At 43.7% G+C, this 18113-nt stretch carries 9 protein-coding genes; 4 read left to right on the top strand and 5 right to left on the bottom strand.

All coding sequences use genetic code 11. From position 1 onward, the window contains the following. Positions 1–89 precede the first annotated feature (89 nt). Together QE417_RS04275 and QE417_RS04270 are read right to left on the bottom strand one after the other, a co-directional pair. Positions 90–1250 carry an alpha-2-macroglobulin family protein gene (locus QE417_RS04275; RefSeq protein WP_311947746.1) on the bottom strand — a complete coding sequence of 387 codons (1161 nt, stop codon included), beginning with the start codon at positions 1248–1250 and terminating at the stop codon, positions 90–92. Next, entirely contained in the window at positions 1216–5700 is a 4485-nt protein-coding gene (locus QE417_RS04270) for an alpha-2-macroglobulin family protein (protein WP_311947744.1), read from the bottom strand. Before QE417_RS04270 ends, QE417_RS04275 begins: the two co-directional genes overlap by 35 nt. 504 nt (positions 5701–6204) lie before the next feature. Between QE417_RS04270 and bglX the strand changes: the two genes are divergently transcribed. From bglX to QE417_RS04250, 4 genes are read left to right on the top strand one after another with little or no spacing between them, the layout of a single operon-like run. Beyond that, positions 6205–8445 (top strand): beta-glucosidase BglX, encoded by a 2241-nt coding sequence (bglX, locus tag QE417_RS04265; RefSeq protein WP_311947742.1) that lies wholly within the window; start codon positions 6205–6207, stop codon positions 8443–8445. A gap of 10 nt (positions 8446–8455) precedes the next feature. Next, positions 8456–9547: an alginate lyase family protein gene (locus tag QE417_RS04260; RefSeq protein WP_311947741.1), complete on the top strand. Its 1092-nt coding sequence runs from the start codon at positions 8456–8458 to the stop codon at positions 9545–9547. Between the two features lie 13 nt (positions 9548–9560). Next, entirely contained in the window at positions 9561–10733 is a 1173-nt protein-coding gene (locus QE417_RS04255; protein ID WP_311947740.1) for an alginate lyase family protein, read from the top strand. A gap of 7 nt (positions 10734–10740) precedes the next feature. Next, on the top strand, positions 10741–11946 hold the full coding sequence (locus tag QE417_RS04250) for a glycoside hydrolase family 88 protein (protein WP_311947739.1): 1206 nt from the start codon (positions 10741–10743) through the stop codon (positions 11944–11946). Between the two features lie 153 nt (positions 11947–12099). Here the strand turns inward: QE417_RS04250 and QE417_RS04245 are convergent, their stop codons facing one another. The 3 genes from QE417_RS04245 to QE417_RS04235 all read right to left on the bottom strand — a co-directional run bounded on the left by QE417_RS04245 (position 12100) and on the right by QE417_RS04235 (position 18086). Next, positions 12100–14538: a glycoside hydrolase family 2 TIM barrel-domain containing protein gene (locus tag QE417_RS04245; protein ID WP_311954586.1), complete on the bottom strand. Its 2439-nt coding sequence runs from the start codon at positions 14536–14538 to the stop codon at positions 12100–12102. Positions 14539–14806: 268 nt separating this feature from the next. Beyond that, positions 14807–16759 (bottom strand): 7TM diverse intracellular signaling domain-containing protein, encoded by a 1953-nt coding sequence (locus QE417_RS04240; RefSeq protein ID WP_311947738.1) that lies wholly within the window; start codon positions 16757–16759, stop codon positions 14807–14809. 154 nt (positions 16760–16913) lie between these two features. Then, positions 16914–18086: a chondroitinase-B domain-containing protein gene (locus QE417_RS04235; RefSeq protein ID WP_311947736.1), complete on the bottom strand. Its 1173-nt coding sequence runs from the start codon at positions 18084–18086 to the stop codon at positions 16914–16916. Between the last annotated feature and the right edge of the window lie 27 nt (positions 18087–18113).

The following is an 18113-nucleotide window of genomic DNA, read 5'->3' as shown; positions in this document are numbered from 1 at the left end:
GAGATTGTTTCGTTCCTCGTAATGACGAATTATTTACTATTTGTATTTAATTCTGTTAACTCTCTGAATTCTGAAAATTTTGATTCAGATCACTTCACCACCTCAACCCATTGGCCTTTTTCCAGCGCGTTTATCGCCGTATCATACATAGCCTCACAATAAGTAGCAGGCAGGTAGTATTTACCCGTGTACGATGCATTGAGCATAACATAGTAGGTTACTTCCTGATGCGGGGCAATGCTAAAATAGGTGTTCACCCGGTCGTCTCGAATGTCGCGGTAGTCAGATGGCGAAGATTTGAAGGCCTCATCATTATTCATCATGCGGGTGTTCAGTATTTCCCAACCCGATGGAAAGATTTGCGTTAAGGCCATATTAGCATAACTACCCCGCTGTCCCGGATTTTTAAGAACCACCTGTGCTACAAAATCGGTACCCTGTTTAAGTGATGTTGGGTCGATGGGGGCGCCCGAAAGGGTGTAGTATTTCACCTGCATCTGCAATATGTCGGGGTTGATGTTCGATGGCAACTCCTGTCCCAAAGCTGGCTGACCCTGTTGTATTAAGCGAATGTACAAACGGCCTTTACCACGGTTTTTAATAAGCGCTTTACCGCCGTTTGCTGCAACGCTGCTTTGCCACAGGTAATTATCGGCATTAACAGCACTTTTTATACTGCCTGCCTGTACATCAAATTGAAGTTTGTTGCCGTTTTTGTTTTGCCCGCAGTATTGAGCAATAGCCAACAACGAGTAAGCCGTGGTTTGGGTACTGTACCAGGTATCTTGCGATAGCTTGGCAGCCACGTTATAAACCACTTGCGATGCCTGTTTGCGCTGGCCTAACAGCGTAAGCGTTTCCAGTATCATGGCTTCATCACGCACGTCTGAACCATAAGTGTAAGCCATTTGATTATAAGGCTTAACCGTAATTGGCAACCCGGCTACCATGCGTAAACCTACCTCGGGCTGGCCAGCCAGTTTATAAGCAGCAGCTAAACGCCACTTTGCTTCGGGGCTTAAATACTTAATTTCTTTGAGCCTGTTCATGGCACCCAATTCGGGAGCGCCTGCCAATGCCAGCAGGTATAATCGATATGCCTGTATCAAGCCCGAATAATAATACATCTCCCTGCTATCGGGTACCCAGTTTTGCGCCCGGCGTTTCTGAAATTTTTTCCATTGCTCTAAAAAGCCAACCGGCAGGGCATAGCCTTTAGCCTGGTGCGGCCAGCATAAAGTGTCCGGCATAGTTGGTTCCCCAATCATCGGGTTCGCCGCCGTCGGGCCAGTAACTCAAACCACCGCTTTGCACCTGGAAGCCGTTTAATCTGGCAATTCCAGCTTTGATGTTTCTTTCAGCCTGGGCCTTTTGCTGCGCGTTCAAATCCATCAGCATACCCAAATACAACTGCGGGAATACCGATGAGGTAGTTTGCTCCACACAGCCATGCGGATACTGAATAAGGTATGTTAACCGTTTTGACAGGTTAAGCGCAGGTATGGCCGATACCTCGAGCGTGGCCTTGTTGGTACCACCCATGCCAATAGCCGCGTACGAGGTGTTCCAAACTTCGCCCGGAGCCAGCTCTATTTCAATTACGCTGGTAATAGGCGGGTTAGGATTGCGTACATTCAACTGCACATCAAATGCCGTGGTTTCACTGCCGCTTTGTGCGGTTATATGCACGTTGCCTACACCTACAAAGTTCTTCACGTTAAGGTCGAACGATACCAGCTGATCGCCGGTTTTGGTAAACGTTACTGTTTTGCTGTAACTGCTTGCCGGGTTACTAAACGCGTTCGATTGTACCTTTACAGTCACCGTTTTGATGTTGTTCTCCATCGCAAATACGGTAACCGGCAATTGTACTTGTTCAGATGGTCCAAGCACACGCGGCAGGGTTGCCAGTATCATCAGTGGCTTTTTAACGGCCACCGGTTTCTCGGCAAAGCCATAGCTGCCATCGTGCCCGGCAATTACCATGGCCCGTACCGATCCAATGTATTGCGGCAGGGTAAACTGCTTGGTTTGCTTTTCGCCTTTACCCAAATGGAACGGCCCCATAAACTTAACCACCGGCTTAAAGCGATTAACCGAAACGTTTTTGCCGTTGCCAACACCGCTACCATCGCCACCAATGCTTAGTATGCGCTCCAGTCCGCCGCCAAAGGCACCTATTACGTAATCAAACAAATCCCAGGTTTTAACACCCAGGCCTTCGCGGGCGTAAAATGCGCTGTGCGGGTTAGGGGTTTTAAAATTGGTAAGGTCGAGCAAACCTTCGTCAACCAAAGCAATGGTATAGGTCATTTCCTTGCCTGATGTTTCAGAAACGGTGATTGAAGACTTCGTTTCCGGCCTTATCTTATCCGGCATGGTAATTACCGGTTTCAGTATGGTTTCGGGGTCCTCAATATCCAGTCCGATTGAACCATACATGCGTATAGGCAAATCATTTAACGTTTGCGCATGTTTTTGCAACAGCGTTACCGTTGTGAATATATTAGGTGCCATGCCCGGCTCAATCTTGAATTTATAGCGGGTTTGGCCCTTTTCGGTATTTATCCAGGCGGTTTTTAAAACCTTACTGCCGTTTTCAATACTAATTAATGCCCTGCCGCCTGCACCTGTTGGTATGGTAAGCGTAGCCTCTTCGCCAACTTTATAGCTCTGCTTATCCGAAGTAAACGACAACATGGCTGCCTCGGTAGAGTTTTCCTGTTGCAGGCGTTCCGACCAGTTTGGCCAGTCGATGTAAACAACCTTGCCTGTTGAATGCCCGGTTTGCTTGTCTTTTACGCGGATGAGGTAACGGCCCCAACGTTCTTTATCTATCTTAAACTTAAATTTACCTCGACCATTGGTCAACGTTACCGGCTCGTTAATTACCAGCTTGTTATACTGGTCCTGGGTGAAATTACTCAGCTCGTCGCCGGTTTCGTCCCACCACCAGCGCCATTGTATTTTATATAATTCTACCTCAACATTGCGGGTGCCCGGCAATAACTGGCCGTTGGCATTTACATCAACAATATCAAGGGTTTGCTCTTTATCGGTTTCCAGCATACCGTTCATGGCACTGCCCTCGGGTGTTTTAAGGCCTACATAGCCGCTGTAAACATTGTACGGCATGGTCACCTGCTGTATACTAAAATTGCCTCCTGGCTCAAATACCTTTACCAAAAAGTTTGCCCTTAACTGGCCCGGAGCCTGATTTTCTACGTTAATATCGGCATTAATTGGTGCGTTACCTTCGGCATCTAAGCGGCCATCAAATACGGTTTGCGTTTGCGTATTAAAGGCAAGGGTAGGGTCGTCAAACTCATAATCTTCCAGGTTTTTAAAGCTCGTTTTTTGTGCCGATACAAATGCATCAACCTTAGCTTTAAGGTTTTGAGCAATACCGCCAAACAACCATTTGGCATTCAAGGTTCCGCCTGTGGCACTACCTTTAGTTAAAGCCTGCTGATTACCAAAGGAGAGGTTAAGCTTTAACCTGTTAGGCATAATGGTTTCAACCTTTATATTTTTCTCAAACACCGCGCCGCCCACTTTAACCTTGGCCGTCCAGTTGCCGGTAGGGGCACTGGTTGTTGTTGCCGTATGGAAGCTATAGAAACCGTCCATAGCCTTGGTGCGGGTAATGCGGCTGTAAAGCTGACCTTTAGGGTTGTAAAATTCAAACTCAACGGGGTGATCATTAGGCAAGGTCTTCTGCTTATCCTCTAAAATGAACGATACAAAAATGGAATCGCCCGGCCGCCAAACGCCTCGTTCGCCATAAATGAAACCTTTTAACCCTTTTTGCACCTGCTCGCCGCCAACCTTAAAGCGGGTAAGTGGGAGTGAACTGGCATCGTCAAGCTTGAGGTAACCGCGCTCGTCGCCATTTTTGGCAACCAGCAGGTAAGGCTTACGTTTGGTGCTAATGGTTGCCATACCGTCGCCATCACTTTTACCCGTGGCAATAACCTGCTTCTGGTAATCAAGCAGTTCGAGCGTTACGCCGCTCATGGGCTGGGCATCCATAATATTGGTAACGGCCACAACCATGCTATTATCAGCACCCCGCTTGGCTATTAAACCAATGTTTGAGGCTATAATGTTGCGGGTTGCCCAACGGTCTTTGGTGTAGTACGACATGCTGCACGCATCCTCGCGCTCATCCCAACGGTAACCGCTGGGGTAATAGCTATCGTAACGGGTCCAAAACTCATCATCCTCGTCAATACCCGACCCATTGTCGCTGTATTCTTCCTCGCCTTCATAACCTCCTTCATCATCGTTTGCTTTGGCAGCGGCCTTACCAGCCTTACAATTGAACAATGAGTATTCCTGCCTGAAACCGATGATCACCCTGTAAATGGCACCTGGCTCGGTGCGCATCAGGTGGTCAACATCCAGCATAAAGCGGTTCTTTTTATTCAGGTTGAGGCCTTTATCATTATCAAGCCTGATTGTTTTTTGCAGCACCGGTTTACCCACCTGGCGCAATTGGTACTGACCATTAAAATCGTTATTTTGGAAATATTGCGGTACGTTGTTCTCGTAAATTTTTATGATGCTTACATCAACGGCACTCAGGTTAATAGCCTCAAAGGGCATCATTAACTTACCAGAATCGGGCAGGATAACACCTTTGCCTGGTATAGTTACCGATGGTAAACGGTTTTCGAAAAATACATTGGCGGTAAAGGCACGGGTTATTTTTTTATGGGTTATGTCTTCAATGCCTTCGTTGGCAAAAGCAGTGTAATTGCCGTTGAGACGAGTGTTGGCATAAATTTTAACTGTGCTGCCATCAATGGTGTAAGCCGGATCGGGCACGTTGCTCAAGCCTGCAAGCCCGTTCAATTCCTGCCCAACCATAATAGGGTTGGAGGTTTGAATGAGAACATACTCATCCTGATCCTGAACGGCTTTGATGTTTAACACCTTAAATACTCCAACCGCTGGTATCTCTATATCGACAGTTTGCTTATCATCAATATTAATGGGGTTGCCATCATATTTAATGCCTAATTGCGCCGGGGCTTTGCCTACAGCCGGGCGCTGTATATTATTAACAGTAAACACGTGCGTACGTGTAGCTTCGTTATGGTTCCAGCTTATTTGGGTAGCCGTTGGGTATTGAGTTGATATGATCTTTTCAACTTTTGCTGGCTCCTCCACATCGGCAGTTTGCACAGTGCCGGTAAACTTCATTTTATTAAGCGAAGTATTGGTGGCTGTTTGCAGGCCATCAAAGTTTACCGTAAAATCAGGCTTAATGGTTTCAAAGCTGAATTTGAACTCGTCTAAGTCGTCGCTTACTTCGGCTACCTGATCCAGTGCAAATTCAACTTCGTAAGCCTGGTCGGGTTTCATTTCTTCATCGGGCTTAAATTCAATGGTTTGGGCATCAACCCAATAAGCCTTACCCTTCAACGAAGGCGAAAATTCAAAAACACCATCTTTCAGCGGTTCGTTTTTAGCGTGACTGGTTTGTACTTGACTGGCCAGTTTAATTCGAACAGCACTTTGCCGCGATATTACGCCGGCCGTGTACGACTCAATGTACTTGCTAAAAGCCGGGTCGACCTTGTTTTTATGCTTGCGGGTAAAAATGATGACCAATGAAAGGGCGATGGTGAATAAACACAGCCCGATAATCAAGAATTTCTTGTTTAACGGTGATGATTGAGAAGGAAGGTTCATATGTAAGGCAGATGTAGATTATGGTTGAATGTAAAAAGTATTTATAAGGTTTGCAACACCATAACAACGAATATCTTTTTTTGATTAGAAAATTATTCCTCAGATGTGTAAGCGATGTAGATGTGTACTTGGAATGCACGATTAGCGGTAGTAAAAACAAAACGGAGATATAAATTAATAAATATATACGCTGGTAAAATACCGTATCAGTCAAAATGGAATTGACTGTTATAGTGCTTTAAATACAGTTAAATACAATTTTTTAGTTGGTATTTAAGCGTATTGAAAATATTGTAAGTAATTGTTTTACAGTATTTTGTATAGATTTTGCTATTGCGGTGAATTAAAAAAGCTGTTATGTTTACGGCACCAATGAAGACAGTTTTACTCAAAGAGGCCTGTTTTGATAAGAAATTATACCAATTACAGCATTATATAAACCTTAACACAATTTAAAATGGTGTTGCATGGGCAAGCCATGATGTGATGAATACCTATAAATTTATGAAGAAACAATTACTACTCACTTTTTCATTTTTAAGTATATGTTTTGGGACTTATGCGCAGAGCAAAAAAGCTGCAATTACTATTGATGAAAAGGTTGAACGCCTGTTAGGACAAATGACGCTGGAGGAAAAGGTTGGGCAGCTAAACCAGTATACAGGTGATAGGCTTGCCACCGGCCCTGTTACCGAGAATAGTACCAAATACAAAGACATAAAAGAAGGCAAAGTAGGCTCGATGCTGAACGTGCGCGGTGCAAAAGATACCCGAATGGTACAGGAGATAGCTATGCAATCTCGCTTGAAAATACCGCTGCTTTTTGGGTTAGATGTTATACATGGTTACCGTGTTACCTTCCCCATACCACTGGCCGAAGCCGCCAGCTGGGATTTAAAAGCTATTGAAACTTCGGCGCGTGTGGCGGCTATTGAGTCGGCTGCAGCAGGCCAGCACTGGACGTTTGCCCCCATGGTTGACATAAGTCGCGATCCGCGCTGGGGCCGTGTAATGGAGGGGGCAGGGGAAGATACTTACCTGGGCTCATTGATAGCCAAAGCACGCGTTAAAGGCTTCCAGGGAAATAAGTTGGGCGATTTAGATGCGATAATGGCTTGCGTAAAACACTTTGCAGCTTACGGTGCCGCAATTGGCGGGCGTGATTATAACTCGGTTGATATGAGCGACCGCGCATTATGGGAAACTTATTTGCCACCCTTTAAAGCTGCTGTTGATGCTGGTGCAGCCACATTCATGAATTCCTTTAACGATTTAAACGGTATACCTGCTACAGGCAACAGCTATCTGCAACGAGATATATTGAAAGGTAAGTGGGGTTTTAAAGGCTTTGTGGTGAGCGATTGGGGTTCGATACGTGAAATGATTGCACATGGGTTTGCCAAAAACAACGCGGAGGCTGCCCAATACGCTATTAATGCCGGTAGTGATATGGATATGGAAGGCCGCGTATATCTGTCAAGCCTGGCTAAATTGGTACAGGATAGAAAAGTAGATATTGCTTTAGTAGATGATGCGGTAAGAAGAATTCTGCGTAAAAAGTTTGAATTGGGATTGTTTGACGATCCGTACCGTTTCAGCAATGAAGCTCGCGAAAACAAGGTTTTAAATTCAGCCGATAACCGTTCAAAATCTCGTGATATGGCCAAGCGCAGCATTGTGTTACTGAAGAATGATAAACAGTTATTACCATTGTCAAAAAGCTTGAAAACGATAGCCGTAATTGGTCCGTTGGCTAAATCGGAAAAAGATATGATGGGCTTTTGGTCAGTCAAATGGGATAATGACCATCTGGTATCATTGTATGAGGGTTTGCAGAATAAGTTAGGCAAAAATACCCAACTGCTTTATGCTGCCGGTTGCAATAGCGTTACCGATAGTACGCATAGCGGCTTTGCCGAGGCGGTGGAAGTTGCCAAAAAAGCCGATGTGGTAATTATGGCTGTAGGAGAGGCGTTTGATATGAGCGGCGAAGCCAAAAGCCGGGCTAACATACATATCCCCGGTGCACAGGAAGAGTTGGTACAAGCAGTTAAACAAGCAGGCAAGCCAGTGGTGGTACTCACTATGTCGGGCAGGCCAATGATCTTTAACTGGGTAGCTGATAATGCCGATGCCATTTTACATAGCTGGTGGCTTGGCAGCGAGGCCGGAAATGCCATGGCTGATGTGTTGTTTGGCGATTACAATCCTGCCGGAAAACTACCTATGACTTTCCCTCGATCCGAAGGGCAGATACCGGTATATTACAATTACAAAAGTACCGGTCGGCCATCACCAACGGATTTGGCAGGAGTTTATCGCTCAGGATATATTGATATGGTGAACAGTCCGCGTTATGCTTTTGGCTATGGTTTGAGCTATACCAAATTTAGTTTAACAGACTTGAAGCTGGATAAGAGTAAAGTTATATCAACCGATTCTATTTCAGTTACTTGTTTGTTGAAAAATGAAGGTAAATATGCAGGCGAAGAAGTGGTACAGTTATACTTGCAGGATGTCTTTGCCAGTGTTACACGCCCGGTTAAAGAATTAAAAAGCTTTGAAAAAGTTTATCTTAAACCCGGAGAAAGCAAGACAGTCAAATTTGTTGTTAACAAAGAAATGTTGTCTTTTTACGATCAAAAGATGAACTGGACAGCAGAGCCTGGCGAGTTTAAGCTGATGATAGGCAACTCGTCGGACCATATTATGTTGCAAAGTAAGTTTGAACTGGAAACCAATTAATATAAACGTATTGAAAAATTTACTGATAATCTTACTTGTATTTGGTATAAGTACAAGTGTTAAAGGGCAATATGTAAGCTTATCTTCAGCAGAAGTTGAAAGTTTAAAAAGTGTTCTTAAAACTGATGCGAAAGTTAAAAAGGAATATGAGGGTTATAAAAATATTGCCGAAAAAGCATTAAACGAAACGCCTAATCCTATACTTAAAGTAACATCGCAAGGTTTGCTGCAGGGCAATCCGGCTAAAACGGCCAGTTTAAAAGCGGTTGAAGATGGGCCTAAAATTTATGCACTGGCCTTATATTACCGCCTTAACGCAGATAAGTCCTATCTAAACAAAGCGCAGGAGTTTCTGTCGGCCTGGGCAAAAATTAACCAGGCAACCGGAGACCCAATAGATGAAACCAAATTGGAGGAATTTTTTGCCGGTTATGATCTGATCCGTGCCGATATTAAGAAAGATCAGCAGCAGGAAATTGACAGGTGGATGGAAAGCATTGCTGTTGCCGAACTTAATAGCCCATATTCAAAACCCGGCAAATCTACGGCTGTTAATAACTGGAATTCGCACCGTATTAAGGTAATTACACAGGCTGTATACACCATTCATGCCGAAAATAAATATCGGGACACACTGTTATTTGAGTTGAATAAGCAGATCGGGCAAAACATGTATGCCGATGGCTCAAGCTTTGATTTTGCTGAGCGCGATGCCTTACATTACCATATTTATACCTTAGAACCGCTCTTAAAAGCCATGATTGTATTGAATCGTGCCGAAGGGAAGAATTACTATGCCGAACAGTCTTCAACAGGTTCATCGGTTAAAAAGTCGGTTGACTTTTTAATACCCTTTGTAATCGGCGAGAAAACCCACGGCGAGTTTGCCAACAGTAAAGTTAAATTCGACCGCGACCGTGCCGCCAATGGCGAAAAAGGTTATATAGCCGGAGCGCCATTCAAGCAAAAGAACGGCATTATCGTACTCTCGCTGGTTGATTATTTCGACCCATCGGTGCGTAAAATTATTGCACAGGTTGCCGGCGACGATTACAGTGATTGGCAATTGGTGCTTAACCAGGTACGCGATAAAGTAAAGTAGCCTAATCATACCTGTGAAATCCAACATCGCCATAATCATATTAACCGCATGCTTTTTATTAAGCTGGCGTAGCATAGACAATAGTGAGGTTAGGCAACAGGTTGTATCAACCTTAAAAGCATCTATATTAAAAGAAGCCGCTTGGGCTATGCAGCAACAGCCGATTACCGTAACCGCTCAAAGTTGTACGCGCAGTGCAGGAGGGAAGCACGATTTTTACTCCGAAGGCGATTATTGGTGGCCTGATGAAAAAAATCCCGATGGACCATACACTCAAAAGGATGGATTGACAAATCCGCAAAACTTTGTGGCGCATAGGTTGGCTATGATCAGGTTTAGCCGCATTATTGGTGCGTTGGCTTCGGCTTATAAGATCACACATGATAAACAGTACGCAACGCACGCGTTACAGCATTTAAAAGCGTGGTTTATTAACCCTGAAACATTAATGAATCCTAACCTACAATATGCGCAGGCTATTAAAGGCGTGGCAACGGGCAGGGGAATAGGAATTATTGATACCATTCAGTTGATGGAAGTGGTGGTAGGTATGAAGGCAATGCAAGATGCTGGCGTAATCAGCAAAAATGATTTGAGCACTATCAAAAACTGGTTTGCTCAATATCTTATCTGGCTTACCACACACCAATATGGCAAGGATGAAATGAATGCCAAAAATAACCATGGCACCTGCTGGGTAATGCAAACCGCATGCTTTGCCAAATTTACCGGCAATAAAGCCCTGCAGGATACCTGCATTAAACGCTACAAAACAGTATTGCTACCCACACAAATGACAGCAGATGGTAGTTTTCCGTTAGAACTGAAGCGGACTAAACCTTACGGGTATTCCATTTTTAATTTGGATGCCATGACCACCATATGCCAGTTGCTGAGTACTTCACAAGATAACTTATGGGATTATAAAACAGCAGATGGTAAATCAATAAAAAAAGGAATTGAGTTTTTGTATCCATACTTAAAAGACAAAAACCAATGGTCATACCCGCATGATGTGATGCACTGGGAAAGCTGGCCCGTTGCGCAACCATCGCTTGTGTTTGGAGCAGCTGCATACGATCAAAATCAGTGGCTCGATACCTGGAAAACACTCGACCACAATCCAACCAATGAAGAAATTATAAGAAACCTGCCGGTGCGCCATCCGCTCATCTGGCTTAATTAACCAACCAATGAATAAACTTTTACCCTTAGCGTTAAGCTTGCTATCAACTGTAGCTTACGCACAAAGCGATTACAAAAAAGCCATGCCCTTTGCCGAAAAGCAAACCGATGTGATGCTGAAAGAAATTCCGGAAGCCAAAACCAAAAGCACCAAACCCAATGTGGTCGTTCCGCGTACGCTGGATGCCAAAGGGAATTTAGTAATGATACCTTCCAAAGACTGGGTTAGCGGTTTTTTCCCCGGCGAGCTGTGGTATTTGTATGAGTACACCAAAAATCAAAAATGGGCCGATGTTGCCAATCAGTATACCACTTACATTGAACCCGAGCAGTTTGATAAAGGCACCCACGATGTGGGCTTTAAAGTATACTGCAGCGTGGGCAACGGCTATCGCTTAACACATGATGCGCGGTATAAAGACATCATCATTCAGGCCGCTAAAACGCTGTCTACGCGCTTTAACCCTAAAGTGGGATGTATTAAATCATGGGATCATCGTAAGGATTGGCCTTACCCGGTAATTATCGATAACATGATGAACTTGGAGTTGCTGTTCGCTGCAACTACACTCTCGGGCGATTCATCGTTTTACAAGATAGCCGTAACTCACGCCAATACCACCATGAAAAACCATTTCAGGCCCGATTACAGCTCGTACCACGTGGTGGATTACGACCCGGAAACTGGCGCCGTACTACACAAGGCTACTCACCAGGGTTATGCCGATTCATCGGCTTGGGCACGTGGCCAGGGCTGGGGACTTTACGGTTATACTCTATGCTACCGCGAGACTAAGAACCCGATTTATTTAAAACAAGCCGAAGCTATTGCCAAGTTCATTTTCACCAATCCAAATTTACCAAAAGATAAGGTGGCCTACTGGGACTTTAATGATCCGGGCATCCCAAATGTGCCGCGCGATGCTTCGGCCGCTGCGCTCATGGCTTCGGCATTGTACGAGTTGAGCACTTATAGCAAAAACGGAAAAGAATACCGCAAAACAGCCGACCAGATTGTGGCCAGCTTAACTAAAAGCTACCAGGCCAAACCCGGCGAAAGCCACGGATTTATATTGCTGCACAGCACCGGCCACAAGCCAGCTAACAGCGAAATTGATGTGCCTATAAGTTATGCCGACTATTATTACCTCGAAGCCCTGTTACGCCAGCAGCGTTTGGCTCAAGGGAAGAAATTGATAGATGATGTTAAATAACAAGAAAGCCGCTCAAATCGAGCGGCTCTCTTGTATATAGTGTTTTTTATTAAGATGTGTTGTTTTTAAAATCGATCGGCCATCTTCTAAGTGCGATAGACTTTTTACTATTAGATTGCCAGGCTGCTTTCGTCCCCCAAGCAGCATTTTGATTTACTTGCCATCACTCAACTTCAAAAACTCCGTACTCAAGCCGAGCGACTTCACAGTTAAAATGCTATTACCCCGCAGTAAATCCACTTTTATAATTGCACGGCCGTTATAAGCCTGCACTTTACGCGAGCCATTTGATGTGCCCAAGTTATCCAATAACTTTCCATCGCCAGTGAGTCCAAATTCAATCCAATTGGCGGCATCAAGGCAGGGGATGTTATCGGCATCAAGCAGTTTCACTTGGGCGGTAACTATACCGTCTTTTTTATCTAATTGTTCTAAAATCAATTTGGCGGGTTTGCTCCATTGTTGGGTTTGGTACTGCTGGGTTATTTCATCATTAACAAAGTTTTTTCCTTTTTTAGCGATCACTTTAATGGTATTACTGCCTGCATTAAAAGCAACCAGCCAATGTAAACCAGCTGCAGGAAAATTCTGGCTGTTGCGTTTTTTTGTACCGAGGCTTTTACCGTTTACAAATAACTCGGCCTCATTGCAATTGGAGTAAACTTTTACCAGCTTTTCTTCGCCAGGTTTACCCCAGCGCACGGGCCAGGTGTGCCCGTAAATGTGTGCCATCGGCTTATCACTCCAGTATGACTGGAATACATAAAAAGATTCTTTAGGTGTAAGGTCACGTTCAACTACGCCCTTTTGGTTCACATAGGGCACAGGATTATCAGGCCTTAACGGTGTCGAAAAATCTTTGAATACCCAAAAGGCCGAACCTGTAAGCCAAGGCATATTCTCCTGTTCTTTAAGATGCCAGTCGAACAGGTTGCAAATGTAGCTTTCGCTCCAATCGCTGTTTTTTGCGCCGTTCTTTATTAACGTATCCTTCTTATCGGTATGAGTGCTTATAAAGGGATAGTCGGCATTTTCGGCGTGACGCATAGCGTGACTGTCGCCACCCCATTCGGCATGAAAAAATCGCGACACTTTGTTGAACTCTTCTTCGCTGATGCGTTTATAATCGGTGAACTTATCGCGGTACCAGCCGGCCCATATGGATGGCGAGTATACATCAGGTATATCCTTGCAAAAATCGCATCGGCGAATGGAGGTCAGGCGGGTAGGGTCGAGCCTATGTGTTAGTTCATGCTGTTCCTTCATAAACGCCCTGATCTTTTGCTTGTCAAACTCCTCAAAATCGCCTTCCCAATCATTCTCATTACCTAATCCCCATAAAACTATCGATGGATGATTGTAATGCTGCTCGATCATATTAGTCATCATCTGGCGGGCTATAGCCTGGTACTTTTCGCCGCCTAAACCACCACGGCACCAGGGCTCTTCTTCCCACGCTAATATTCCAAGGCTATCGCACAGGTTTAATATTATGCGCGATTGCTGATAGTGCCCAAGTCTGATAAAGTTGATGCCCATGTCTTTCATCATCTGCATTTCGCGGCGCATCATTTCCTCGGTCATGGCAGCGGCCACGCCTGCGTGGTCTTCATGGCGATGGGTGCCGCGCAATAACAGTCGCTTGCCATTAAAAAAGAAAGGCCCATGTTCCTCAAACTCAAAACTCCTGAAGCCAATCTTTTCGGTTTGGGTGAAGGTTTGGTTGTTGGCCGTAGCAGTAAGTTTAACGGTGTAAAGGTTGGGTGCGTTAGGGTGCCATAAGCGTGGATTTTTGATGGGAAATTTGCCCAGTGAGTACTTACCCTGAAACGCCGGACTTTGTACAGTATATTTTCCTTTAGCTACAGTTTTTCCATTTGCATCTATAATTGTGATTTCACCATTGGCATTACCAACTTTTTCGAGTCCGGTAAAAGTTGCTTTTACATCAATACTGCCCGATTTTAAGCCTTTTTGCAGCGACGGCGTTATCCATACCTGATTGATTGATACCGCAGGCTGATAAACCAGGTTAACATATCGATACAGGCCACCATATACATTGAAGTCCGACATTTGAGATGGGATAGTCTCCAAATCGCGCGAGTTATCGCAACGGATAGATAACGGGATCTTGCCTTTAAATTGCTTTTGATAGACCGCTGTTTTTTTTAAAGCTTCAACCGCATCGGTAATATCGGCGGTCCACTCATCGTAGCCACCCAAATGCGAGGCTACCTTGGTGGTGTATATGTAAACATCAGTTTTTTGCCCCGCACCTTCAAAGTGCAGTACCGTTCGTCCGTTAGCATAAGGATTATCAAGGGTTAGCTTGGTACGGTACCAACCTGGGCCTTGGTAATAGTTAACATCGGGATCAACGGCATCTCGCGAGTTAAAACAGTGGGGTAAGCTTACATTTTGCCATAAAGGCACACTCTCAGGACCGCCCGCAGGAACCGGGCGCACGGCTTCCCAAATGCCGCCAAGGTCTTGCTGCAAAAATTCCCAGCCATTATTGAGGCGATGGCTTTGCTGGCTGTAAGCCGTGTGTGTGATTATAAAAAACACAGCGATCAGAATTCTTTTCATCATAAAGTAGAAAGTTGCGACAGCTTGAACTATAAATCCATCGCTTTAATGGTTAGCTAATGCAGTAAATTTATACTGCACGGGCATAATATTCAAAGATATTGAGTGATGAAAATAGCCTGATAGTTATAAATGCAGAAGGATAATACGCTTCAATCCTAAACCATTATTGTACAGATTATGGCTATTTTGAACATAAACCAGTACATCGAACCTTTATAATTGATAAAACTATACACTTAAATAATTATCCACAAAATTGGTAATACTAAGCTTTGGTGCCTGTTTCCAGTACCAATGTGCTCCATCCTTGCGGGGCATCTTTTCTGCGTGAACGTTTTTGTTCCTGCATTACTTTTTTAATACGTATGGCGTAAGCCCAGCAAGTACTTTGACGAATGCCAAGTTTGTCGGATAACTGATGTGATGAAATAGTGCCCTTGCTGCTGTAGATTAAGTAAACTATATAAAACGCCTTGTTAATAGGAATACGATTGTTTTGAAAAATGGTGTTGTGCAAAGCCGATTCCTCATAGCTGCATTTAGTGCAACGGCGACTATATGGCACTCGGCCGGCACAATAGGAGGTATGGTTACAGCGGGTGCATTGATATTCGCCTTGCCATTTAAGCTCGGCTAAAAATTTATAGCAGGTTTCCTGATCGGGGTACTTTGCACTAAACTCCTCAAAGTTTAACTCGGCCGATAGAACCCGGGCACTGGTAACTTTATCAATATTGGTTTTGAGCTGAATATTGTCATTTTCGAGCAACACATTCATGCGGGTAATTTCGGCCGCCTGGTGTTCTAATAATTGATTGATATTAGTAAGTTGCTGGTTTTGCGCCTCAATAACTTTTGATTGCTCAAGTATTTCCTGCGATTTTTCGACAACCTGTTTGGTACGCACAGTTACCTGGTGTTCCAGTTCCTGGTTTATAGAGTCTTTAAGCTCGCTGTTAATGTGCATCTGGCGTATGGTTTCGTCCTGCGCCTCGTCTTTCTCTTTACGCAGAATGCGCACCTGGTCGCCAATGGCAAAGGAGAGGAGCACCATCTCAATTACAAAGCAAAAACCTATACTGTAATAACTTACAAATGCAGGTAAAAAGTGCGCATAACCCAAAGCAGTAAGGGCCTTTACCATAAACCCGGCAAATAAAAACGCATAAGCCAGCACAAAGAAACGGGCAGGCTTAAAGCCACGGCGGTAAATATTTATACCGGCTACAAAAGCCATAGATAGCGGAACAACTTCAACAAACTTATAAGCAAACAGGCTTTTATCTATAAACAAGCAATACAGGAAGTATACAGTACGTGCAGCTATAACGTAGTTAATGAGTTTATATAACCGACCCGAACGTTGTTTTACCTGCAACAGTTCTTCGGTAAATATGAGGGCAAATATGCTGAGCGAGTACAGTGAAACGCCATAAACATAATCATTTAGTGCAGGTGTTTGAGGCCACAGGTATTGAAAAGCAATGCCATCTACACTCATTTCATAAACTGCAACGCTTAGAATATAAAATACATAGTATAGGTATTGCCTGCGCTTTACTGCCATAAACATGAGCAGGTTATGAAAGCAAAAAATGAGCACCATGCCGTAAAACAAGCCAAAAGTGAGGTACTCATTAAGCGCATAGTGCACAAAGTAATCAACCGTGCGGTAAACAATAATTACGTTGACCAGGTTGCGCGATTTTAGCCTGAAATAATACGTGTAATCTCCGGCGGTATTATTAGAAATTTGAAACTCAAAATTTTTATGATGAAATAACCTGGATGCAAAATTTATTCTATTGCCAGATTTAGCTGCGCTGTAAATGCCACCTTTGGTTGGCATGTAGGCCGTTACTTCATCGGTAGTTTGATCGAAAAACTCAATAAGTGCGTCGCGGTTGGCCGACTCCTTATCAAACCGTACTTTTACACGGTACCAATAGGTTGATTCGCGGTTTTTGTTGTTAGGAAAATAGGTGCCGTTAGGCTTAAACTTTGAGTTTATTGATGGCGAATTCAATACCTCATTAAACGTAAGTTTGCCGTTTATATCTTCGATATAATCAATCTCAGCTAAGGTAAACTTATGCTGTTTTACGGTACTGTCAATATAAGTTACCTTTTGGGCCGATGCCGTAAATGACAATGCAAAGAGCAACGTAACGACCGTTATAAATTTATAGTAACACAGCAGGCGTATAAGTTTCACCATATAATCAGCACAGTAAAAAAGTTAAACAAAGCCTTAGTATCTTAATTTAATAAGAATGCTTAATAATGAGTGGCCGGTTTAACTAAAGTTAGTTTATAATTGTATTCAAATATATATACTTTCGGTTGAATTAAATATTGGAAACTATCGGCAATTATTGATAAACAACTGTTTGAACGGTGTTTTTAAAGTTATTGTCTTTTATAGTATTATTAGTAGGGGCTATGTCTTGTAATACGCGTGATGAGTAGCGTTTGGTGTCAAACTTGCCCGCCCAGTCTTCATTTTTATTATCGCCCACCAAAATTCCGGTTTGCACATTGTTGATGGTGTTATTAGTTATGGTGCAGTTTGATGCGGCAATGTAAAAGCCAATTTCGTTTTTGCCCGATGCCATGCCATAATATAACCTGATGCCGGTTTTTACATCACTTATGGTATTATGTGTTATAGTGTGACCAGTTCCGCAAACACGAACGCCGCCTAAGCCGCCTTTAAACTCATTGCTGTCAACCAAACAATCGTGGCCGCCGCGCATCACCAGTTCGCCGTCGCAGTTTTCAAAATAGTTACCTATATATTTGTTACTGCTGCTTTTGTTGCTTACTACTTCAGGTTCGGCATTGCAGTTAATAAAACGGTTATTACGTACAGTAGTATTAGCTGCAATTTTTCCAAGCAGTACTGGGTCTTGTCCAACTTGTACGCACTCGCCGCCATTAACGTTGTTCCAGGTCACTTTGTCTTTGTTGGTGAATTTATTGTTCCTGATGAGGGTGTACTGCGGGCAATCTTCTTTGGCTACCCTAACCTGTATGTCCATTACGTTGGCATTGCTGGTAAAACTGCAATTGCTTACCTCGTTATGCTCGCCATTGCCCGATATAATAATCAACTGCATAAACTGAACTTTTGCATAGTTTTTTTCGAATATACAATCGCTTATCACCGAGTGTTTAGTATTATCAAGCTGGATAAGAATGCCGTTTTTGCCCTCGGCTTTATCAATAACACACTCTTTAAAATTCAACGCCCGTATCGTTACGTAGCTGCCGGTAACTTTAAACATGGGCTGAGTAGCCACGCCCGTAAATACAGCTCTTTCCAAATTAGCTGCTTTAATAACAATTGGTTTTTCAGCGGTCCCATTTTTAGAAATAGTAACTGCCCAGTTGGTATAGGTGCCGTCGGCAATAATAATTTCATCTCCGGGAGCAACCTTGGAAGCGGCTATTTTAAAATCCTCGGCCGATTTTACTGTATATTTTTCTGCATAGCAAATACCCGCGACCAAGAGCATTGTAGCAATGCAAAGTAACTTTTTCATAAAAAAATGGGAATTGTTGTAATTGGT

It is taken from the genome of Mucilaginibacter terrae, assembly GCF_031951985.1.
In the GTDB taxonomy this organism is placed as follows: Bacteria; Bacteroidota; Bacteroidia; order Sphingobacteriales; family Sphingobacteriaceae; genus Mucilaginibacter; species Mucilaginibacter terrae_A.
Note: the sequence above shows the minus strand (reverse complement) of the source record. Positions and strands in the feature narration are given on the sequence as shown.